This window comes from Chryseobacterium sp. C39-AII1, from assembly GCF_039672645.1.
In the GTDB taxonomy this organism is placed as follows: domain Bacteria; phylum Bacteroidota; class Bacteroidia; order Flavobacteriales; family Weeksellaceae; genus Chryseobacterium.
In genome coordinates this window covers 418,421-440,615 of sequence record NZ_JBDFPQ010000001.1, presented here as the reverse complement: position 1 = coordinate 440,615, position 22,195 = coordinate 418,421, and the positions used below count along the sequence as shown (strand labels likewise).

Annotated in this window: 19 protein-coding genes; 8 read left to right on the top strand and 11 right to left on the bottom strand. The window is 33.2% G+C overall.

Annotated features, from left to right (window positions below; translation table 11 throughout):
• Positions 1-11 precede the first annotated feature (11 nt).
• From ABEG63_RS01780 to ABEG63_RS01760, 5 genes are all read left to right on the top strand, one after another.
• On the top strand, positions 12-575 hold the full coding sequence (locus tag ABEG63_RS01780; protein WP_346582520.1) for a thioredoxin family protein: 564 nt from the start codon (positions 12-14) through the stop codon (positions 573-575).
• Between the two features lie 138 nt (positions 576-713).
• Complete coding sequence (locus ABEG63_RS01775; protein ID WP_312388962.1) at positions 714-1,253, top strand: TlpA disulfide reductase family protein; 540 nt, start codon at positions 714-716, stop codon at positions 1,251-1,253.
• Positions 1,254-1,338: 85 nt separating this feature from the next.
• On the top strand, positions 1,339-1,686 hold the full coding sequence (locus ABEG63_RS01770) for a DUF1232 domain-containing protein (protein ID WP_312388964.1): 348 nt from the start codon (positions 1,339-1,341) through the stop codon (positions 1,684-1,686).
• A gap of 123 nt (positions 1,687-1,809) precedes the next feature.
• Entirely contained in the window at positions 1,810-3,177 is a 1,368-nt protein-coding gene (gene pyrF / locus ABEG63_RS01765) for an orotidine-5'-phosphate decarboxylase (RefSeq protein WP_267401986.1), read from the top strand.
• Between the two features lie 78 nt (positions 3,178-3,255).
• On the top strand, positions 3,256-6,075 hold the full coding sequence (locus tag ABEG63_RS01760; protein WP_346582517.1) for an aminopeptidase: 2,820 nt from the start codon (positions 3,256-3,258) through the stop codon (positions 6,073-6,075).
• A gap of 85 nt (positions 6,076-6,160) precedes the next feature.
• On the opposite strand, the gene ABEG63_RS01755 is transcribed toward ABEG63_RS01760, so the two are convergent.
• Together ABEG63_RS01755 and ABEG63_RS01750 are read right to left on the bottom strand one after the other, a co-directional pair.
• On the bottom strand, positions 6,161-7,015 hold the full coding sequence (locus ABEG63_RS01755) for a lamin tail domain-containing protein (protein ID WP_346582515.1): 855 nt from the start codon (positions 7,013-7,015) through the stop codon (positions 6,161-6,163).
• A gap of 87 nt (positions 7,016-7,102) precedes the next feature.
• The gene (locus ABEG63_RS01750) at positions 7,103-7,903 is read right to left on the bottom strand and encodes a T9SS type A sorting domain-containing protein (protein WP_346582513.1); all 801 of its coding nucleotides are present in this window, start codon (positions 7,901-7,903) and stop codon (positions 7,103-7,105) included.
• A gap of 186 nt (positions 7,904-8,089) precedes the next feature.
• Between ABEG63_RS01750 and ABEG63_RS01745 the strand changes: the two genes are divergently transcribed.
• Both ABEG63_RS01745 and dusB read left to right on the top strand, forming a co-directional pair.
• Positions 8,090-11,287: a hypothetical protein gene (locus ABEG63_RS01745; protein ID WP_346582511.1), complete on the top strand. Its 3,198-nt coding sequence runs from the start codon at positions 8,090-8,092 to the stop codon at positions 11,285-11,287.
• Positions 11,288-11,375: 88 nt separating this feature from the next.
• Positions 11,376-12,374: a tRNA dihydrouridine synthase DusB gene (gene dusB, locus ABEG63_RS01740; RefSeq protein WP_346582509.1), complete on the top strand. Its 999-nt coding sequence runs from the start codon at positions 11,376-11,378 to the stop codon at positions 12,372-12,374.
• Between the two features lie 61 nt (positions 12,375-12,435).
• Here the strand turns inward: dusB and deoC are convergent, their stop codons facing one another.
• The 5 genes from deoC to ABEG63_RS01715 form a co-directional block, all read right to left on the bottom strand.
• Positions 12,436-13,182: a deoxyribose-phosphate aldolase gene (gene deoC / locus ABEG63_RS01735; protein ID WP_346582831.1), complete on the bottom strand. Its 747-nt coding sequence runs from the start codon at positions 13,180-13,182 to the stop codon at positions 12,436-12,438.
• Between the two features lie 3 nt (positions 13,183-13,185).
• Entirely contained in the window at positions 13,186-13,656 is a 471-nt protein-coding gene (locus ABEG63_RS01730; protein WP_259109841.1) for an Lrp/AsnC ligand binding domain-containing protein, read from the bottom strand.
• Positions 13,657-13,699: 43 nt separating this feature from the next.
• Positions 13,700-14,635, bottom strand: coding sequence for an endonuclease/exonuclease/phosphatase family protein (locus ABEG63_RS01725; RefSeq protein WP_312388980.1), 936 nt, complete (start codon positions 14,633-14,635; stop codon positions 13,700-13,702).
• A 380-nt stretch (positions 14,636-15,015) separates the two neighbouring features.
• Positions 15,016-15,687, bottom strand: a complete 672-nt coding sequence (trmD, locus tag ABEG63_RS01720) for a tRNA (guanosine(37)-N1)-methyltransferase TrmD (protein WP_346582506.1) — start codon at positions 15,685-15,687, stop codon at positions 15,016-15,018.
• Positions 15,684-16,946, bottom strand: a complete 1,263-nt coding sequence (locus ABEG63_RS01715) for an NAD(P)/FAD-dependent oxidoreductase (protein WP_346582504.1) — start codon at positions 16,944-16,946, stop codon at positions 15,684-15,686. The genes trmD and ABEG63_RS01715 overlap by 4 nt, the downstream gene beginning before the upstream one ends.
• A 65-nt stretch (positions 16,947-17,011) precedes the next feature.
• Between ABEG63_RS01715 and ABEG63_RS01710 the strand changes: the two genes are divergently transcribed.
• Positions 17,012-17,875: a GH25 family lysozyme gene (locus ABEG63_RS01710; RefSeq protein WP_346582502.1), complete on the top strand. Its 864-nt coding sequence runs from the start codon at positions 17,012-17,014 to the stop codon at positions 17,873-17,875.
• A gap of 58 nt (positions 17,876-17,933) precedes the next feature.
• Here ABEG63_RS01710 and ABEG63_RS01705 read toward each other — a convergent pair whose 3' ends face one another.
• From ABEG63_RS01705 to ABEG63_RS01690, 4 genes are all read right to left on the bottom strand, one after another.
• Positions 17,934-19,577, bottom strand: a complete 1,644-nt coding sequence (locus ABEG63_RS01705) for an alpha/beta fold hydrolase (RefSeq protein WP_346582500.1) — start codon at positions 19,575-19,577, stop codon at positions 17,934-17,936.
• 127 nt (positions 19,578-19,704) lie between these two features.
• A complete protein-coding gene (locus ABEG63_RS01700) occupies positions 19,705-20,835 on the bottom strand; it encodes an 8-amino-7-oxononanoate synthase (RefSeq protein ID WP_346582499.1) in 1,131 nt (376 codons plus the stop codon).
• Between the two features lie 45 nt (positions 20,836-20,880).
• Positions 20,881-21,396 (bottom strand): DUF1761 domain-containing protein, encoded by a 516-nt coding sequence (locus ABEG63_RS01695; protein ID WP_346582497.1) that lies wholly within the window; start codon positions 21,394-21,396, stop codon positions 20,881-20,883.
• Between the two features lie 160 nt (positions 21,397-21,556).
• Positions 21,557-22,186 (bottom strand): hypothetical protein, encoded by a 630-nt coding sequence (locus ABEG63_RS01690; protein WP_346582495.1) that lies wholly within the window; start codon positions 22,184-22,186, stop codon positions 21,557-21,559.
• Positions 22,187-22,195 lie beyond the last annotated feature (9 nt).

Below are 22,195 nucleotides of genomic sequence, written 5' to 3'. Positions count from 1 at the left end.
CAAATATAAAGATGAAAAATTACTGGGATAAAGGAATTTCTTTCGAGGAATATATTGAAATCGGAAAACAAAGACTTGAAAATCCTGCTACACAACAGGAAATTGATTATAAACAATATTACGAACTGGGACTTCAGAGAATCGATAGAACTTTGAAGAAATTTATCCCAAATGAAGAGCAGTTGCAGGAACTTGCTGCTAAAAATTTCGACGGAAAAATTTTAATTATTTCTGAAGTTTGGTGTGGTGATGCAAGCTCTACTGTTCCGGCTTTGGTTAAATTTTTTGAAGGTAAAAATGAGGTTAAAATTTTTCTTAGAGATAGCGATAAAAGTTTAATCAGTCAGTTCCAAACCAACGGAACAGAATCTATTCCGAAAGTTATTATTCTGGATAAAGATTTTAACGTAAAAAATTCTTGGGGCCCGCGTCCTCAATACGGAAAAGAATTGTTGATGAAACATAAAGCAGATCCTGAAGGTTATCCGAAAGATACTTTTTACAATGATCTTCAAATTTATTATGCAAAAAATAGAGGGAAAGATGCTGTTCAGGAAATTTTAGAATTGCTTTAATTTAAAATAAAAATCCTTCGACTTCGCTCAGGATGACATTGCTAATACTAATTGTTATTTTTAAGCGATATAATTAGTCAGTGCCATCCTGAGCGGAGTCGAAGGATCTCAAACAAACAATTTTTATTAAAAGTAAAAATGAAAAAAAATATAATTTATCTTGTATTAATCGTCATTATCGGAGGAATTGCATTTATTCCCGGAGTAAGAAATATGTTGAAAGACACTTTTTTCCCGGTTGCCACTATTGAAAATGCAGTGCATATTGGCGAAGACGATTATGATATAGAATTAAAAGGAATCAACGTTCCGAGCACTAATCTGAAAACATTTAAAAACAAGCCTGTTTTTCTTAATTTTTGGGGAACGTGGTGTCCTCCGTGCAGAAAAGAATGGCCTACGATCCAGAAATTGTATGATACAAGAAAAGATCATGTAGATTTTGTTTTGATCGCCATGAATGATCAGGAAGATGCGGTAAGAAAATTCCTGAAAGATAATAATTACAATGTTCCTGTATACATCGCCCAAAGTCCGATCTCTGAAAAACTGTTGCCAAAAGCGTTCCCCACGACTTTCCTTTTGGATAAAACAGGAAGAATCATGATTAAGGAAGATGCCTACAAAGATTGGAACACAGAGACTGTGCATCAGTTCATTGACAATATAATTAAATAATTATTTAACTTAAATTTATAATTACTTGGTACAGAATTTGCGAAATTTATACAGTTAAAAAAAATATTTTAAAACTAAACACAAAATGAAATATTCAAAATTACACGTAGCTAAAGAAGCTATCAGCCACAAGGGCTTTATGAGAAAGATTCCTGATATTTTCAGAATGATAAAATCTTGGAGAAAAGGTTTGTATCCTGTAAAATCCATGGACATTATTTTACCGCTTTTAGGTATTATATATGTGCTTTCGCCCATCGATCTTATTCCTGAAGTGGCGATTCCGGTAGTTGGTGTTTTGGATGATTTGGCAGTTTTATCACTGGTAATTCCAAAACTAATTAAAGAAGTGGATAAATTCTTACTTTGGGAAGCCGAACGAAAGTATGATTCGGGAATCACTAAAGTAATCGACGCAGAAATTGTAAAATAAATGAGAAACCATCTTTTAAACAGGGTGGTTTTTTTTATATGTTTTATTTACATCAATCCCCAACAAATTCACAATTGACTTTTAACCGCAAATCCTTAAATTTGCAACATCTAATAAAAAATAATGGAAAGTAAAAAAGAATTCTTTTTAGAGTGCTACAAACTAGGTATCATTAAATTCGGAAGATTTACATTAAAAAGCGGGATCGAAAGTCCGTTTTATGTAGATTTAAGACCATTGGCTTCGGATCCTAAAATCTTAAAAAATCTTGCTAATTATTTATTGGAAATGCTTCCTTTGGATAATTTTGATTTGATTTGCGGAGTGCCTTACGCTGCTCTTCCAATGGCGACGGCAATGTCTTTAGAAAGCTACATTCCATTAATTATTAAAAGAAAAGAAGCTAAAAGTTACGGAACTAAAAAATTAATTGAAGGAATTTACCAAAAAGGACAAAACTGTCTTTTGGTAGAAGACGTGATTACTTCCGGAAAATCTTTAGTAGAAACCATTGCTGAAGTTGAACAGGAAGATTTAAAAGTTGCTGACATTGTTGTGGTTCTAGATAGAGAACAAGGCGGAAAAGAGCTTTTGGAAAGCAAAGGATACAGAGTTCATACACTTTTCAATATTTCAGAAGTTTGTGCTATTCTTCAGGAAGACGGGCAACTGACAGACGAAGAAGTGAAAAGAATTCAGGATTTCTTAAAAGGAAACCATATTCAGTTTGAGGAAAAGCAAAGATGTTCTTATGAGCAGAAATTAAATGCAGCTCAACACTCTGTTTCTAAAAAATTATTAGAAATTGCGTTAGAAAAAAAATCAAACCTTATTGCTTCGGCAGACGTTACAACGACTCAGGAATTGTTGGATTTTGCAGAAAAAGTAGGTCCTCACATTATTGCTTTAAAAACGCATATCGATATTATTTCAGATTTTGAATACGAAAAAACAATTACTCCATTAAAAGCGTTGGCTTCAAAACATCAGTTTTTATTGATGGAAGACAGAAAGTTTGCCGACATAGGAAATACTCAGGAACTTCAGTTTACGAGCGGCGTTTTCAAAATTACAGATTGGGCAGATTTCGTAACATCTCAGGTGATTGGCGGTTTCGAATCATTAGATTGTTTTAGCAATGTAGGTGTTGTTGCCATTATCGGGATGTCTTCTAAAGGAACTTTAACAACAACCAGCTATCGCGAAGAAGCTTTAAAAGTAGCTTTATCTCATCCAAACGTAATTGGTGGCGTTTCTCAAAATCAGCTTCCGGATGAAATTTTATTGTTCACTCCGGGTGTAAATTTAGCAGATTCAGGAGACGGAAAAGGTCAGCAATATAACACGCCAGAGCACGTTTTCAAAACACTTCATACCGACTTCATCATTGTAGGAAGAGGAATTTACAAATCTGAAAATCCAGAACAGGCTGCTATTACTTATAAAAATGAAGGTTGGAATGCCTATTTAAGTTCTTTGGAGAAAAAGTAGTTTTAAGACAAAAACTTAAGTTAAAATTCAACGGATATTAGTCAAAATAAATTATATTTGACGCTTTATCACATGTAATTGAAAAAGTTTAGTATTTGCCTTATTTTGTTCTGGGGAGTTGTTCAGGTTTCTGCACAAAAAGACAGTATTTATATTGAAGCCAAATTGTCGGCCGACAGAAAAATGCTGGATGTAAACCAGGAAATCACCTATTACAACCACTCAGAAAAAGATTTAAATACCATAAAACTTTTAAATTGGGTTTCGGCATACAATAAAAGAGGAACTTCTTTAGTTTACAGAAAACTTGAGGACAGAAATAACGATTTGCATTTTGCAAAACCTGAACAGCTGGGAAAACTATTGCAGTTTCATGTAAAAAGTTCAGACAATCAGGAAATTTCTGTTAACAATTTTTCGGATGAAAACTTGTTTGTTCCGCTTTCTCAGCCGTTGAAGCCAGGTGAAAAAGTCATTCTACAACTGCAATATCAGATGCAGCTTCCTGATAAAAGATTTACGGGTTATGGCACATCTGATAAAAATACAGCCTTAAAATATTTCTTTATTGTTCCGGATCATTTTGATCCGGACAATATTTCCAAAAGAGATTACTATGATATTGAAGAATCTGTAAACTTCAACACATACTGGACGGTTAATTTTGATATACCCGTAAATAGTTTTATTGAAAGTAATCTTCAACAGATTCAAATGAATTCCTTCAAAGGATATTTGGATTCTGATCCTGAATTTTTGATTTCCGACAATCAGTTTCCATCCATAATTATTAATTCGGAAGGTATTAATACTGAAATAAAATTCGGTTACAATTTAAAACCTCAGGAAAAACAAAACCTTGAATTTTATCTTCCTTTACATTTAAAATTCATTAAAGATCGCATTGGCTTTATTCCGAAAAGGATTTTTATTTCTGATAAATTCAGAGGTAAAGAAGATTTTTTTGGAAATAATGATATTACATTCTGGAAATTTAAATTTCAGATGTTTACGGATGCTGAAAAAACAGATTTAGATTATTTCGGAATTATTGCTAAAAAAATTCTGGACGAAAGCGTCATTACTGATAAAGAAGACAATCATTGGTTTAAAAATGGTTTAAAATCTTATTTAGAATTGCAATATTTAAAGAAATTTTATAATGAAAATAAAATTCTTGGTTCCCTTCCGGAAACAAAGATTTTTGGGGTAAGACCTTTGAAATTATTTCATGCTTCCAATGTAAAATTGATTGATCGCTATGGTTTGGCCTATCAATATATCATGTCTCAAAATCTGGATCAGAAAATTAATGAAAATTTTACAGGTCTGAGTAATTTCAATGATATGGCCATCAGCAGCTTTGAAACGGGAAGTCTTTTCAGCTATTCTGCCGATAAAATGGGCTATGATAATTTTAATGCAACTGTTAAAGATTTTATTGCTAAAAATACCGACAAACAAATCCAGCCTGAAGATTTTCTGAAAGAATTATCTGAAAAAGATAAAACAACGAATTATCTGGATGCTTTTTTCAAACAAAAAAACAGAGTCAATTTTAAATTGAAAAGAATTCGAAAAGAAGATGACTCTTTAAATATTAAAATCACAAAAAATACAGATACCGCCATTCCTGTAAAACTGGAAACTGAAACAAGAACTGGTGAAACAAAATCTTATTGGATAGAAACAGGAGAAAACGAAAAGACAAAAACTTTTACCGTTCCAGCTTTAGATATTTACAAGATAACGCTGAACGACGATTATATTTTCCCTGAATCGAACTACAGAGATAATTTTTTATACGCAAAAGGTTTTTTTTCAAATAATAAAAAGATCAAATTAAAGCTGATAAAAGATATTCCGAATCCTGAATTCAATGAAATTTATATCAGTCCGAGAGTGCGATTCAATAATGCGTATGACAAATTTCTTTTTGGGTTGAATTTCAAAAATCAATCGTTGTTTGATCAGAAATTTTTGTATTCATTCACGCCAATGTACAGTTCAGGAACGGGGAAACTGACGGGTTCGGGAGCTGTCTCCTACTCTATTTTACCGGCTGAAAGCATTATCAGAAGTTTGACTTTTGGAGTTTCGGGATCGTATTTTCATTATGATTATGATCTTGCGTACCGAAAAGCTTCGTTTTTTACGGCTTTAAATTTTAGAAAAAATCCAAGAAGTACGGTAAGCCGCGGAATTGCTTTTTCATACAATTATTTGGAAAGAGATTTAAATCAACTAATGATTGCAAGAAAAGATTATGATAAGTACAATCTTTGGAGTTTAGGTTATGGATATACTGATAATCAGATGATCCACGAAAAAAGCTTAAGCATAAGCACTCAGGGAATGGAAGATTTCAACAAAATTACAGCTGAAGGATTTTATCGATGGGAATTTGCTCCAAAGCAAAAGCTGAGTCTAAGATTATTTGCCGGATATTTTGCAAGAAATGAAACCCGAAATAACACTTTCAATTACGGAATTTCCAGAGTTTCGGATTATTCTTTTTCTTATAATTTGCTTGGACAAAGTGCAACTGGAGGAATTTTATCTCAACAATATATTTTGGCAGATGGAGGGTTTAAATCTTTTATTCCGGGAAGTGTTAATCACTGGATCACTTCGTTTAATGTAGATTCAAGCATTTGGAAAATTTTCCATGTGTATGCCGATGCCGGAATGTATAAAAATAAAAATCAGCCAACAAAATTCATTTGGGACAGCGGTATAAAAGTACGTGTAATCCCTGATTTTCTTGAAGTATACTTCCCAATTCAGTCTTCGTTAGGTTTTGAACCCGCATTTAAAGATTACGGAAGACGTATTCGATATACACTGATATTGAATTTGGGTTCTATCATTAATGCGGCGAGAAGGGGTTGGTATTAATTAGTTCTAAAAAATTTCTTTTGACAATAAAAAACAGCTTCTCTAAAAGAAAAGCTGTTTAAATATTTTAAAATTCTAATTAAAATTAGTCTTTCAAGATTTTCTGAGAAACTGGTTGATTGTTTACAGTACCTGTAACAATATAGTTTCCTTTTGCTAGATCAGCAACATTTACAGAAGCTCCTGCTTTTACAGATGCAGACTTTACAATTTGTCCGAACATATTGTAAATTTTAACATCTTTTACATCAGATCCGAAAGTGATTTCGCTTGTTTTAACGAAAGTGTTTTTTACGAAGTTTGAAGCTCTTGATAAGTTTACATCAGATACAGCTAATGCACCCATGGTAGAGTTTTGTGGGGTTGGAGCACCTTCTACAAAATCAACAGAATTATTATTTGTATCACCAGAAATTCTAGCAATAGATGTTGTATTGGAAGGAGGGGGAGCCGGAGCACCTTCAGAAAGATTTCCCGTACCATAACCTACAAAATCTAACACATGACTATCTGTTGGGGATACTACCTGTGTAACAGAATTTGCTAATGCAACTTTCCCGTTATTTGCTTGTAAGTTGAATGCATTATTATAAACCGTTCCGTTACTAAAAGAAGTATTATTTGTTGGAGCAAAATCTGGTGTAGGCAATGCCGAACCTGTTGCACCTCCAGCCTCTTGTATTAAATAGGTTTGCCCAGGTGCTAATGTAAATGTAGGAAGAGTCTGGTAAGAATTAAACGTACCAGTCGCAGATGCATACTGAATAGTTGCATTAGTTAAGGTTATAGAAGTATTGCCAATATTTTTAAGTTCTATAAAATCATTTGTATATGGGGCACCTGAGTTCCCGCCTCCTCCATAGATTTCATTGATTACAATCTGTGCATTCATAAATGCTGTTGCGGAAATTAATCCTAAAACAGTAAAAATCTTTTTCATAAGTAAAGTTTTAAATTATTGATGTAAAAATAAGCAAAAAGCACCACTTATTTAAAGTGATGCTTTATATTTAACAATAACTTAAAGTTATTTCTTGATAATTTTCTCTGAAACTAACTGTCCGTTTACAGTTCCAGCTACGATGTAAGTTCCTTCTTTCAAATCAGAAACATTTAGAGATTGATTTTCTGAAACGGAAGCAGTTTTTACAACCTGACCAGCCATGTTATAAACTTTCACTTCAGATTTAGCACCAAAAGTAATATCATTGTTTACAACTGTATTTTTAATAAACGAGCTTTTACCTGATTTAATTTCATTTGTTGCAAGAGAAGCAGAAGTACCAACTATTTTGATATCATCAATTCTCATTTGTGTATTACTTGGAACCTGAACACCATCAAATTTCACATAAAGATTATTTACTGCTGGAATCGTTCCTGAAGGAGTGATTAGCGCCCAAGAATTGGCTGTTCCTGATCCAGATTCTCTTGTATATGTCAGAGGAGTCCAAGTCGTTCCATCGGAACTAACAGAAACCGTTAATTCATTAGACGAAGCTAAAGTGGTTTTCACGTGCCCAAACGATAATTGAATATTACTATAAGTAGATGTATTAATTCCACTAATAATAAATGTATCCGATGTAGAATTGAATAAAATATTTGCTCCACCAGACGCACCTGCATATCCAGATGACACAGAATTATTTCTAACATCTGTTGTGCCACTATAACTAATTGGAGAAGAGTTTTGCCAACCTGTGTAAGCTGTCACCAATGGATTTGAACTACTACCTGCACCTAAATTTTCAGAGTAAATTGTTGATTGTGCAAACGCACTAATTGAAATCATTGCCGTAGCAACTAACGAATAAAGTTTTTTCATGATTTAAAAATTTAATTATTAATAATTTAGGTCGCTAAAATACAAGTATTTTTATTTTCAACGCAATAAATTATGTAAATTTTTGTTAATAATGCTAAAACCTCAATTATAAACAATTTTTAGTTATTTTTACCAATTATTTTCCAAGACTTGCGGAATTTTATTCTATTATTCGTGATATTTTTCATGAGCATTACATTTACTAATGCTCAGGTATTTACGTGGAAAAATCCTAATATTCCGGAAGATTCAATAAAAAAAGATAGTATTCTAGCAGCAAGGCTTGAACAAGATATTTTTGCAAAAGATACCCTAGACTTTGTTAAAACCAGCAACCGAATTATTGTAGATGAAGCTGTTTTAGCTAAAAATGACAAAAAACGTTTCTTAGGTGAACTAAATTCTAAAGGTTCTATTATTCGAGGGATTACTTTTGGTAATAATCAGGGTCAATCGGTACAAAGCTCCATGGATTTACAGATTTCTGGTCGACTTTCGAAAGATGTAACTATTTTAGCCAGTATTTCAGATCACAATCTTCCGATTCAGGCAGACGGTTATACACAAACGCTTGAAGAATTCGACAAAATTTATATGCAGCTTAATATTAAGGATAAATCGATCCTTAGAGCCGGACATTTAGATTTGGTGGAAGCTAAAAATTATTTCGCGAAGTTTCAGAGACGAAGTATGGGGCTTGAGTTTCAGACAGAATTTGGTAAAGAAAATAAAACTTTTGTAGATGTATCGATGGGTGTTGCGCGAAGTGAATTCCACCGAGTTCGTTTTCAAGGGGTTGAAGGAAATCAAGGGCCTTATCGTTTGACGGGAAAAAATGGCGAACAGTTCATTACTTTAATTTCAGGTTCGGAACAGGTTTTTATTGATGGTATTTTAATGAAACGTGGCGAAAACCAGGATTACGTCATCAATTATAATACAGGTGAGGTAACTTTTACCAGTTTCCGACCTATTTTCCAACAAAACTTTATTACAATTTCATATAACTATACCAACAGAAATTATTCAAGATATTTATTTACCGGAAAAGTTGAGCACAAAAGAGAGAAATTCAAAGTTGGGTTGAACTGGTTTATGGAAAATGATAATAAAAATGCTCCATTAGCTTTAAATCTTTCCAAAGAAGACGAACAAATTCTTGCCGATGCGGGAAATAATCCTGATCTTATGTACGCTCCTTCAGGGGTGGCTACTCCTTATGATGTAAACAAAATTTTGTATCGTTTAGTACAAGGTGGAAATGGCAATTATTACGAATTCTCTACCGATGCCAACGAAACGCTTTATCAAGTTTCTTACACTTATTTCGGAGCCAATTTAGGAGATTATAAAACCTCACAAACGACCAACAACGGACGAGTTTTCGAATATGTTGGTCCCAATCAGGGAGATTACAGAGCGGTGAGAAAACTGCCTTCTCCACAAAAAGCGCAAGTATATTCAGTAAATACTGAAGTTGCTTTGAAAGAAGGTAAAATTGGGGCAGATTTCTCGTTAAGTAATTATGATCTCAATTTATTTTCATCTAAAGATTCAGATCAGAATTTAGGTTATGCCGGACGTATTTTCGGTAATAAAACATTCACGAAAAACAATTGGAAAGGAACTCCAAGTTTCGAATATCAATATATAGATAAGCAATTCCATATTTTAGATCGTATTAATGATGTAGAATTCTCGAGAGATTTCAACCTGGCTCAGGAATTCAGCGGAAGAACACAAAACAGATTTATTTTCAGCTTTTTAAATAAATGGAATAATAAATCAACCTTAAACTATAGAATCAATTATCTTGATGAAAAAGATTCTTACAAAGGGATTAAAAATGATTTGGATTTCGGCTGGATCAAGGGTAAATTTTTCACAAAAGGAAATCTATCCTATTTGGAAACCAACGCCACTCTTCAGGATACCAAGTTCATCAGAGGGGGCGCTTCAACGGAATACACCGGTAAAAAAGGAAGCTGGGCTTTGGGTGGAAGTATGGAGCATAACGAGAAAACGTACAACGATACGCAATTGATGGATGTTACGAGTTTCAGCTGGAAAGAACTTTTCGTTCAGAAAAAAATCGGAGACAGTACCAGAACGAAGTTATTGGCTAAAGTTTATATGCGTGATAACGACTCGGTGCGCGATAACAGACTTCAGAATATGAATAATATTTTGGGGATTATGGCGGAAAGTCAGTTGATAAAAAGTGAAAAAACTACATTGAATGTATTGCTTCACTATAGAAAATTTTTCTATCAGAATCAGGATGTTGATGCGTCAAGAAATAATGATTTCGTGGTTGGAAACATTCTTTACAACCAACAATTGTTCAGAAACGGGATGCGTTTGCAGGCTTTCTATGAGTTAGGAAACGGGCAGGAAGCACAAAGAGAGTTTCAATATATAAAAGTTACGGACGGGCAAGGAGTTTATAAATGGACCGATTACAACGGCGACGGCGTTCAGCAGCTTGATGAATTTGAAATTGCAGAATATTCAGATTTGGCACAATATATCAGGGTTTACACCAATTCTGTACGATATATTCCTTCCAATAAAAATAAATTACAGTTGGCTTTATTTGTGAATCCATCCGTTGTTTTTAATTCTGAAAATGCCTTTTTAAAGCGTTGGAATTTCAATGTTTCTTTAAATTCACAAAACTCTTTCTATAAAAAAGATAAAGTATTAGTTTTAAATCCATTTGAGAAAAGTGATGATCAGATTCTGAAAAATCAGAATATTTTGGCCTCAGTTCAGTTCAGTCCGACAGAAAAATCGGGTTGGAATGGTAATTACCGTTTCATTGCCAATGACAACGTCATCAATGCCAATTTTAGTAATGAAGAACGTGAGCAAACTTCTCATTTTGTGAATGTTGGATATTGGTTTAATAAAGAATTCAGGATCGACTGGGAAAATTCGGTGCATGATATTCAAAATTCATCACAACTATTTGCAACAAGAGATTATCATTTAAATAATTTTGAAACAAAACCAAAAGCCACTTACAAATTTACAGATGCTATTCAGGCTGAACTTTCTTCCGCTTTCAGACAAAAACAGAGAATGGATGGTGAAGAATTATTAAAGGCTTTTGATATTACCGGAACTATTCAGTGGGAACGTAAGAAGACTTCCATCAGAGGGAATTTTTCATTCATCAATAATAATTTCAACGGAAACAATTTCAGTATCGTCGGAAACCAAATGCTTGACGGGTTGAAACCTGGGAAAAACCAAGTTTGGAGTGTTTTCATTCAACAGGCACTGAATTCTTTCTTACAATTAAATTTAAATTATGAAGGAAGAAATTCCGGGGAAAGAACCATCCATATTGGAAGTATGCAGGTAAAAGCGAGTTTTTAAAGCTTAAAAAATTAGGCTTTCACATTATAATTTACAATGATAGATATTATCATCATCTCAAAAGTTTAAAATTTTGTAATTTTGCAGCATGATAAAAATAGGCAATATAGAACTGCCGGAATTTCCGCTTTTATTGGCTCCGATGGAAGACGTGAGCGATCCTCCGTTCAGAAGACTATGCAAAATGCACGGTGCAGACTTGATGTATTCAGAATTTATTTCTTCTGAAGGCTTGATTCGTGATGCAATGAAAAGCCGAAAAAAACTAGATATTTTTGATTACGAGCGACCTGTCGGTATCCAGATTTTTGGTGGCGATGAGGAAGCGATGGCAATGTCTGCAAGAATTGTGGAAACGGTAAATCCCGATTTAGTAGATATTAATTTTGGATGCCCCGTAAAAAAAGTTGTTTGCAAAGGAGCCGGAGCCGGAGTTTTGAAAGATATTGACCTTATGGTTCGTTTAACAAAAGCCGTGGTAAGTTCAACAAGCCTTCCTGTAACCGTAAAAACTCGTTTAGGATGGGATTCTCATTCTATTAATATTGATGAAGTAGCAGAACGTCTTCAGGAAACGGGAATCAAGGCATTGACGATTCATGCAAGAACGCGTGCTCAGATGTATAAAGGAGAAGCCGATTGGGAGCATATTTCTAGAATTAAACAAAATCCAAATATCGAAATTCCTATTTTTGGAAACGGTGATATCGATTCTCCTGAAAAAGCTTTAGAATATAAACAAAAATATGCGTGCGACGGCATCATGATCGGTCGTGCAGCCATTGGATATCCTTGGATTTTTAATGAAATTAAACATTTCTTTAAAACCGGAGAACATTTACCAGCTCCAACCATTGAAGACAGATTATTAGCTGTTCGCCAACATGCAGAATGGAGCGTAGAATGGAAAGGTGAAAAATTAGGACTGGTGGAAATGAGACAACATTACAGCAATTATTTCCGTGGGGTACCTCACTTTAAAGAATTCAGAAAAAAATTCCTTGAAGTTTTCACGTTAGAAGAAATGAACGCGTTGATTATAGAAACACAACAGTTTTACACTGAATATCTTGCTCAACAAGCTTAAAATAAAAAACCATCAAAATTGAATTTGATGGTTTTATTTTTTTATTGATTTGTTTGATTTTTTAATACGTTTCAGCGCTTGATTCATTTTTAATCAAAGCCAAAGCCGAAGAAGTACCAATTCTCTTTACTCCAAGATTAATCATCTTTTCTGCATCTTCAGGAGTTCTTACTCCTCCTGCAGCTTTCACAGGAAGTTTTCCGGCATTATCCAGCATAATTTTTATGCCTTCAAACGTGGCTCCGTTGGGCTTTCCACCGGTAGTTTGATAAAAGCCTGTAGAAGATTTTACATAGATTTCAGATAAATCTTTTTCCGAGAAATTTTCTTCTGCCCAATTAGAAATATTCTTTGTAAGATCTGCAATTTGTATATCAGTTAAAGCTGCAATTTCAATAATCCATTTCGCAACTTTATGATTTTGTAAACATAGCTGTGTACATTTTACAAATTCATCTTTTACAAGCTGAAGATTTCCACTTAAATAAGCATTATAATTAATTACAAAATCTAATTCGTCTGCACCGTCTGAAATTGCTTTTGAGGCTTCTGCCAGTTTTTCTTCGATGGAATAAGTTCCTTCATGAAAACCAATTACAGTACCTATTACAACATTTGAATTTTTATTCTGAATATACTTTTTAATTTCAGCAACATAATCGGGGCGAATCATTACGGCAAAAATTCCGTTATCGATGGCTTCCTGAGTAAGTTTTTCGTTGATTTTTAAAGTTTCTTCATTTGAAAGCCCCGATTGTTCAGGTGTTTTCAAATAGGTTGAATCCAAATATTGAGCAATGTTCATAATCTGTTATACTTTCAATTGTCTATAAATTCCTTGCTCCAAAGATATGAAAGTTTCTGTTCTTGTTACACCTTTTAGCTTTTGAAGTTTACTAAGAATTTGCATCAAGTGATCATTATCCTTACAAAGAACTTTAAGGAAAGTTGTATAATTACCAGTTGTGTAATGTGCCTCTACCACTTCATTAATATCTTTCAGAGATTTTACCACCTCCGGATAATGACTTGGCTGATCCAAAAATACACCGATGTACGAAATTACTTTGTATCCAATTTTTTTAGGGTTAAGAAACGAAATTGAATTTTCGATAACTCCGGCATGTTCAAGCTTCTTTATTCTCTGGTGAACGGCTGTTGTTGAAATACCAACATTTTTCGAAATATGAGCTAAAGAAGTTTTAGCGTTATCCATCAACATGTAGATGATTTCTTTGTCGATTGAATCTAAATGATAGTTTGCGTTGCTTGAATTTTTCATTTTCTACTTTTTTTTATTATTCATGTTTTTTTATTTAAACTTTTTATAGACTTGTGAATTCTACAAAAACCGGAAAATGATCGCTATAGCCTCCCAAATATCGTGTACCAGCATAGGTTCGGAAGGGTCTGCCTTTAAAATTTCCTGTCCGGCTGCTTATTTTTTCAGAATTAAAAATCCCTGCTTTCTTGTAAGAGATCGCAAGATCATTATTGAATAATGATTTGGATAATATAATCTGATCAAACAACAGTCCAGATTTATAATGAAAAGTAGAATAATTTCTGGTAGAAAATAGCTCGAGAAAAGGGTTTTCCAACACCTTATTTTGGCTATCGTCGAAGAGAATTTTTATCAAATTTTCATCATCTGGGTTTTCGTTAAAATCACCACATAGAATCACATGTTCCTTATCTTTATTCAGAAGGCTCAAAATCCTGCCCCGAATTTCCGAGAGTATAAAAGCTCTTTTTGGTCTGTTAATATCTTTCTCACGCTTAGAGGGAAGATGCGCGATAAAAACATTGATGACCTCACCTTTATATTTCACTTTTGAATAAAGTACATCCCTAGTTGTGTCGTAATTTTCTGTGTTTTTGTCTATAATTTCAAAGAAGTAAGTAATAGTTTCTGAGTCTATCACCTCTACTTTATTTTTATCATATAACATTGCTACATCTACCTTTCTTTCGTCCATAGAATTGTAATGCACAATTCCGTAGTTTGAATTAAAGGGTTCCAACTTCACAAGGTCTTCCAAGACTTTCCTTCCGGAAACTTCGGATAAACCAATTATAAATGGCAATATACCATTTTTCTCCTTCATCAACTGAAAAACATGTGATATTTTAAAGAGCTTGTTTTTGTATCTTTTTTCGTCCCAATTCCTCAATCCGGAGATTGTAGGATCCAACTTATGTTTTGGTGGCGGGTCTGGTAAAAATAAATTTTCTACATTATAAAAAGAAAACAGCTCCATCAACACGCATTTCTATTCCTTAAAATTTATACTATACTTTCTGGATGTAAATTTATTATTTTTTTTTAAATATGATTAATTTATTTATATTATTTTCATATTTATTTTATATTCAAATCATAACGATTCTGTAAAAACGTTTAACCAAAGCGCATTACAACGGTTTAAATTTTTAACTAAACGTTTATTACATCATCAGTTTTAAACTTAAAATAAAATATAAATTCTAAATTTTATAGAATAATATATCATTTAAAATATTTAAAAACAATAATATTTTAATTACAAATCAAATTATTACAACTTTCATTCCAATTTAAAAATAAATTCTTAAAAATTGCAAAATTACTTCATCGTTTACCAAAATTAAGGGAAAAATTTTACAGTAAATCTGGTCTTTTTTCTTGGGTAATTCTCACCGCTTCATCATGACGCCATTCTTCAATTTTGCCAAAATTACCACTTAAAAGAACTTTGGGAACTTCCAACCCTTTGTAAATTTCCGGACGGGTATAAATTGGCGGAGACAATAAATCATCCTGAAAACTATCTGTTAAAGCACTTTGTTCATCATTCAAAACCCCCGGAAGCAAACGAATTACAGAATCTGCCAGAACGCAAGCAGCAAGCTCACCTCCCGTTAAAACATAATCTCCGATAGAAATTTCCTTAGTGATATGAAGATCCCTCACACGTTGGTCAATACCTTTATAATGACCGCACAGAAAGATCAGATTTTGCTTAATAGAAAGTGTATTGGCTATTTTTTGATTTAAAGTAACGCCATCGGGTGTCAAATAAATAACCTCATCATAGTCTCTTTGAGATTTAAGCTCAGAAATACAGTTGTCCAACGGCTCTACCATCATTACCATTCCTGCACCACCACCATATGGCTCATCATCCACCTGTTTCTTTTTGTTAAGCCCCCAATCTCTCAGCTGATGAAAATGTACTTCTGCCAACCCTTTATCCATCGCTCTTTTCAAAATAGAAGTTTTAAAAGGGCTTTCCATTAATTCTGGAAGTACACTTATTATATCAATTCTCATTGTACTGTTTCGTTTTTCTTATTAGGTAAAATAATCAGTCGTAAAGACGAATCTTTGTTGAAATAGCTCCACATCCAGTTGAAGAATACAGCAAGCTTATTTCGAACGCTCAAAATTAACATTAAATGTAAGAACATCCAGAAATACCATGCTAAAAATCCCTGAAATTTTATAAATGGTAAATCTACCACCGCTCTGTGCTTCCCGATCGTAGCCAAAGAGCCTTTATCATCATACTCATATTCAACCCATTCGGAAGGGCTTTTCTTTAAAAGATTTTTACCTAAATTTTTCGCCTGATTAATTGCGACATTGGCAACCTGAGGATGCCCTTGAGGATATTTCGGAGTTTCCATATAAGCAATGTCTCCAATCGCAAATACATTATCATAACCTTTTACCTTGTTGAATCGGTCGGTTATATATCTGTTTCTGATTAATTTATCTTCAGGAAAACCATCAACCACATTTCCTGTAACTCCGGCAGCCCAGATTACGTTGTTGGAAGGAATTGTTTTTCCACTTTTCATATGAACTTTATCACCATCATAGTCGGTTACATATTCCTGACTTAAAAAAGTTACGCCCAGTTCCTTTAAGTATTCTTCAGACTTCTGCTGAGCTTCAGGACTCATCACCGCTAAAGGTTTTTCTGTAGAACTTACGAGAATAATATTAAGGTGATCGAAATTCATAAAAGGATAATCTCTCGGTAAAATTTCCTTTTTCATTTCCGCGAAAGCGCCTGCGAGTTCAACTCCAGTCGGGCCACTTCCTACGATCACGATATTCCAGTTTCCGTCGTCACTCCTTCCTTTTTCAATAATCAGTTTTTCAAAAGTCATTAAAACATGGTTTCGGATTCCGATTGCCTCTTGGGTATTTTTCATCCCGAAAGCTTTATTTTCAAGATCTTTATTACCGAAAAAATTAGTTTTACAACCGGTTGCGATGATTAATTTATCATAAGTAAATTCAGCTTCATCGGTGATTACCTTATTGTTCGCAGCATCGATTTCGCGAACCTCCGTCATACGAAACTGAGTGTTTCTGGATTGCTGAAAAATCTTTCTGAAGGGGAAAGAAATATTAGAAGGCTCTATCCTTCCACACGCCACCTGATAGAAAAGAGGCTGAAACATATGATGGTTTACCCGATCTAAAACAATTACCTTTTTGTTCTTGTTATTTAATGTTTTTGCAAGTTGCAGCCCCGCAAAACCTCCCCCTATAATGATGATTTTTTCGCGTGTTTCCATAGTACACAAATTTACTGATTTTATTTAGCATTTAGAAGTGAAAAAAGTTAGTTTTGTAAAACTTTATGTCACAGAAAAAGTACAGCAAAAAGACCGCCAAAAGCCTGCATAAAAACCGACGAAAGAATTATTTTTTTCGTCGAAAAGTGGTATTGGCAATTTTAATTATTGCATTAATCGGAACGGGGTTATATTTAAAACAATCAATCAGTTACTATTACGCGCTTTACTTTAATAAATTCACACATAAAAAGCTTCACAACAACGAAACTGAAACCTTAAGAATTCAGAAAATTATTTCCCATAATCTGGATAAAACGTATGGTTTTGATATTTCTCATTATCAAAATCGGGAAGACATAAAATGGGACAGTTTGACCATCGGAAATAAAACAATTCCGCTTGAATTTGTCGTGATGCGCGCCACGATGGGAAACCGTAATGCTGACAAACATTTTGATGAGTTTTGGGAACAGGCCAAGAAGCATGATTTAATTCGCGGAGCTTATCATTTTTATCGCGCAGATGAAGATCCGATTATTCAGGCAAATAATTTTTTGGATAATGTAAAACTGGAAAGCGGAGATTTGCCTCCGATTCTTGATATTGAAAAAATACCTAAACGAAAAACCAATAAAAAACTAGTGGAGGATTTGAAAATCTGGTGTAAAATTATCGAGGAAACTTACGGTGAAAAGCCTATTATTTACACCTATTATCATTATTACAAAGACGTTTTAAAAGGTAAATTTGATGATTATCCGCTTTGGTTAGCGAATTATAACGACGTTCCTACCCCATCGCCCGACAGTGACTGGGATTTCTGGCAGTTTACAGAAAACGGAATCGTTCATGGTATTAATACCAAAGTAGATCTTGATATTTACAACGGTAGTTCTTGGTCTTTGAAAAGACTGACGTTAGATTAAACTAAAAACACTTTCGAAGTAAATTCAAAAGTGCTATATTTTATTTATTTTAAACGAGTTAATTCTTCAAAAAATCAACCACATCCTTATTCAACTCATCTGCAATTTCAAAAGGAAGGTAATGCGAAACTTTAGGATAAATTTTCAGCTTTGCATTCGGGATTTCTTTCGCCAGCATTTCTGTATGATCTTTTCTGATGACATCATTTTCTCCGGCAATCACAAGAACGTGATTCTTGATTGTGTTTAAAGATTTTTTATTGATATTTGGTTCGTTCAGCATTAGATTCAACAATCTTTTTTCATTATCATATTCTGCCTGTTGAGAAAGCTCCATGAATTTCACTTTGCTTTTAAAATTCCTCAGCAATTCTCCGTCAACGCCTTGTGGATAAGCATTTGCTCCAATAATAATTAATTTTTCTACGTTTTGCGGATATTTTAAAGCAAACTCAAGGCCTGTATTTCCGCCGTCACTCCAACCCAGAATATTCGCTTTAGATACATTCAGTTGATCCATTATATTTTTAAGATCATCAGCAAAAATTTTATAGGTTAAATCACCTTTCGTCATATCTTTACTTTTTCCTTGAGATCTCGTATCAATAGCTATGACTTTAAATTGCTTTGAAAACTCAGGAATCTGCTTGTAAAATTCCTGAATACTTCCGCCATTTCCATGAAGTAAAATAAGCGGTTCGCCTTCGCCGTAGGTTTCATAATATAATTCTGCATCATTCAGTTTTACCGTTTTTCCTGCTACATTATTTTTTCCGTACACAGAAACTTCAGCTTCCATATTATATTGGCTGATATCTGGAGTAAGCACCGAAGCTCTGTCGCTATTATCTTTTACTTCGTCTTTGATATTTTTACTGCTTTTATCCACTTTCACATCAATATTTATAGCTGGAGCCGCGATTGACATTTTTTTCCAATCGCCATAAAATTCCCTTATATAGCCTGTTCTGAATAATGCTGCACTTATTTTAATTCCTCCTTCAATTTTTCTCAAAAACTGGATTCCAATGAAAAATTTTCCCTGCACCCAAATATTTTTATCATTAACATCTAGAGTAAAAGTTCCATCTTTTAACTTGGCTTCAATTAATTCAACATTAATTTCTTCGTTCAAAATAGTTTTATCCGGAAAACCATCTTTTTCTGAATAAATACTATAACGCATCAAAATAGGGTTTTCAGAATCTATTTTTACGACATTTAAATTGATATTTTTAATTTTCGCTCTTTTACTTGTGCTGAATTCCAAAGCGGTTTCCAAATAATCCTGAGGCGAAGAATCTTTGTTCAAAGAGTACATCACACTTTTTGTTTTCGTGGTCACACCCCAGTTTTTATCAACTAATTTTTTCGGTGTAATTTTTACTTCCTGAATATCTTTCACTTTTTCATTTAACACAATTTTTTTAGGATTTTGTTTAATGAAATCATTTATATTCTGTGAAAAACTTTCATAGCCAGCCACATCAATTTTCACTTTATGAGAAACGCTTGCTTTTGAGAGATCGATGGTAAAATTTCCTTTTTCATCGGAAATCGCACCGATAGATTCTTTCTCAACTCCAATTTTTACATAAGGAATCGGCTTTTTTTCGTCGTTGGAAATTACAGTTCCGGAAATTACCTGAGCATTCAGATAAAAAGTGGAAAATATCAGAAATAAAATATTGAATTTTTTCATGTGTAAAAGTTTGCTACAAAAATCAAAATTTCCTGTAACAATTAGTCATAAGACGATACTAAAATTCATTCTGTTTTAGTTAAAATTAATTTAAAACATCATTTTTCGGCGATCGTAGTTGCAGAAATTACTTAAAAGGCTTTCTCTGAATCCATTCCGTCTTGGGAGAAATTGACGGAAAAATATTTTTTATAAAAGGATTGATTGCGAAATTATTATGCTTTATCAATCCAAAAATTTCAAAAGGTTCCGCACCAATTGTTGATTTTATTTCCAATGCTGTTCTTCCAAAAATTATTCTTGAAAACTTTTGAGTTATTCCAAATTCAACAATATCCAAAAGCATATTCAGATAGAGTTGTTTCGACTTTTGAATGTCTTTATCGTAGCCTAAAAAGTAGGTATCAATGTCTTTTAAATTAAGTATTAAAGTATAAAAACCGATGAGTTTTCCGTCTAAAAAATATCCGAATACTTTAAAATTTTCATTCAGATATTCTTTCATTTTTTCAAAATGATTTTCGGCAAGAAAAAAAGTATTGAAAGGCGCATTTTCAGCTACATTTAGATATAAAATATTCATTTGATGCTGATGCTTTTTTATATCTGGCAAATGCAATTCCTGCTTTTCAATTCCCGTCAGTTTTTTCTTCGCTGATTTCACTCTCTCACGATACTTTTTAGAAAAATCATGTATGTAATCATCAAAATTATTCCAGTTTTCACGCAATTTCAGCATCATATTCGGCTGAACCGAAAACCTGAAATAATCCTCGTGATTTTTATCCTGAAAATATTTAACAAAATTCGACTGATAATCTTTATAAATAATCAAATCTGTTTTGCGGATTTCTTTTTGCATCTTTCGAACCGCTTCATCCAAAAGAGGAATTACCTTCTCCAAAGTTATTTTGGAACCATCAAAATAAAATCCGTTTTGCCCTGTCAACATATTATTTCCAAGAATCATCACATCTTTACTGAACTTTCTGGCAAAAAAATTTCGGATACTGCACCAAACTTCATTTTTCTGAAACGTTTTATGCTGAATAAAATTTAAATATTGAAATAAAGCTCCACCAATCAACTCATTATCATGAAAAAATCCAATGAAAAAACATTCCATATTTTTTGGTTTTGAATGCTCAAGAACACAAAAATATTCTTTGGAAAGCATGATATTATGATCTCCAATAATGGCATTCCAATTTTCAGGTAAATCGGAAGTTTTGCGGTAAATTTTTAAATTATATGACATAAAAAAGGCTACGCAAAAGTAGCCTTATCTTTTAATCTGTTAAAATTATTTTTGTGTTACCCAATGAAAACCATCAACCTCGTACCAACCACAGATAATTCCACCCATGATGGTAATTGTGATCGTCCAATATGCAGAATTAATCATCGTATATCTCCATGATTTTCTTTCAAACATTGCATTAATAGCCGTCATTGGGAAAACAAATAAAAATCCCGCCATAAAAGAATGCAAAGCGCCATGCCCAAAGGAACGGTAGGCCATTTTATAATCTTTCATGAAAGCTTGGTAAGAATCGTTGGCATTGTTTTCATCGCCGCCCACCATTCCCAACGCTCCGAATTGATGAATAGTGACAAACTGAAGGAAAACAGCCATTAATAATGATAAAATCACAGAAAAAACAAAAACTCCGATCATGGAACCTTTCATTTTTTCTTCTGTTAATCCGGTTTCTTCCATCCAAATTTTACCGAAAAGTTTTGGGTGATACCAGATAAATCCCATAATTAATGGAACAAGTGCGGCTACGAAAATAGCCCAATAGTTAATTTGCATCATAGTTTTAATTTTAAAATAACTTATAATAAAGCTACATCAAAAATCGATACAAAATACAATTAATTCAAAGCATTATTTATTTTAACTAAAATATGACAATCAAAATGCTATTAACAGAATAATAATTCAACATATTAAGAAATCAGTTATAAATTTTAATTTAAAATAAAGATTGAATCATATGTTTTATAAACTGGAAAGACTTATCAGGCTCAGTAACAAAATTGCCAATGAGCTGGAGAATACCTACAGAAAATTCAAGTAATAAAGCCAAAAGTGGGATAATTAAATAGAGAAAAAGAGGAAACCTCAGTTTAAAGGAGAAGTCTTTAATTATTGCTTTCCAAATCATCTGCATTCTTTCTTTTTCGTACCACAAGATAAACCCACACAATATGAAATATAAAATAAATCTTTTCACAAAAATAATTGCCATCCCTTTCTCCATGAAGCTAATATCCATCAATAAAATAGTACTTGCAATCGGTATAAAAAAGAAAACGCCCAAAATTACAGTTCGGTGGAAGAGCAATAAAATACCTGTAATAATCTGTAAAATTCCGACAACGGATTTAAATGGTTCATGATCAAATAAATACCACATTACACGAAACAGCGACAGGTCTTTGATTGGCGTTGCCATTTCCTGAGATGATATTCCAAACTGGCCACCTTCCAACAACTTTCCGCTTCCGTAGCTTATGAATATAAAAGCAAGTAAAAATCTTGCAACCAAAATAAAATACTCCCAATATCTGGCTTTCGGTACAGATCTTAATTTTTTAATCATAATTAAATG

What these genes read in the sequence shown, in the direction of transcription:
- ABEG63_RS01780 (WP_346582520.1), top strand. Translation starts at nt 12, where the DNA reads ATGAAAAATTACTGGGATAAAGGAATTTCTTTCGAGGAATATATTGAA.
- ABEG63_RS01775 (WP_312388962.1), top strand. Translation starts at nt 714, where the DNA reads ATGAAAAAAAATATAATTTATCTTGTATTAATCGTCATTATCGGAGGA.
- ABEG63_RS01770 (WP_312388964.1), top strand. Translation starts at nt 1,339, where the DNA reads ATGAAATATTCAAAATTACACGTAGCTAAAGAAGCTATCAGCCACAAG.
- pyrF (WP_267401986.1), top strand. Translation starts at nt 1,810, where the DNA reads ATGGAAAGTAAAAAAGAATTCTTTTTAGAGTGCTACAAACTAGGTATC.
- ABEG63_RS01755 (WP_346582515.1), bottom strand. Translation starts at nt 7,015, where the DNA reads ATGAAAAAGATTTTTACTGTTTTAGGATTAATTTCCGCAACAGCATTT.
- ABEG63_RS01750 (WP_346582513.1), bottom strand. Translation starts at nt 7,903, where the DNA reads ATGAAAAAACTTTATTCGTTAGTTGCTACGGCAATGATTTCAATTAGT.
- ABEG63_RS01745 (WP_346582511.1), top strand. Translation starts at nt 8,090, where the DNA reads ATGAGCATTACATTTACTAATGCTCAGGTATTTACGTGGAAAAATCCT.
- dusB (WP_346582509.1), top strand. Translation starts at nt 11,376, where the DNA reads ATGATAAAAATAGGCAATATAGAACTGCCGGAATTTCCGCTTTTATTG.
- ABEG63_RS01730 (WP_259109841.1), bottom strand. Translation starts at nt 13,656, where the DNA reads ATGAAAAATTCAAGCAACGCAAACTATCATTTAGATTCAATCGACAAA.
- ABEG63_RS01725 (WP_312388980.1), bottom strand. Translation starts at nt 14,635, where the DNA reads ATGGAGCTGTTTTCTTTTTATAATGTAGAAAATTTATTTTTACCAGAC.
- trmD (WP_346582506.1), bottom strand. Translation starts at nt 15,687, where the DNA reads ATGAGAATTGATATAATAAGTGTACTTCCAGAATTAATGGAAAGCCCT.
- ABEG63_RS01715 (WP_346582504.1), bottom strand. Translation starts at nt 16,946, where the DNA reads ATGGAAACACGCGAAAAAATCATCATTATAGGGGGAGGTTTTGCGGGG.
- ABEG63_RS01710 (WP_346582502.1), top strand. Translation starts at nt 17,012, where the DNA reads ATGTCACAGAAAAAGTACAGCAAAAAGACCGCCAAAAGCCTGCATAAA.
- ABEG63_RS01705 (WP_346582500.1), bottom strand. Translation starts at nt 19,577, where the DNA reads ATGAAAAAATTCAATATTTTATTTCTGATATTTTCCACTTTTTATCTG.
- ABEG63_RS01700 (WP_346582499.1), bottom strand. Translation starts at nt 20,835, where the DNA reads ATGTCATATAATTTAAAAATTTACCGCAAAACTTCCGATTTACCTGAA.
- ABEG63_RS01695 (WP_346582497.1), bottom strand. Translation starts at nt 21,396, where the DNA reads ATGATGCAAATTAACTATTGGGCTATTTTCGTAGCCGCACTTGTTCCA.
- ABEG63_RS01690 (WP_346582495.1), bottom strand. Translation starts at nt 22,186, where the DNA reads ATGATTAAAAAATTAAGATCTGTACCGAAAGCCAGATATTGGGAGTAT.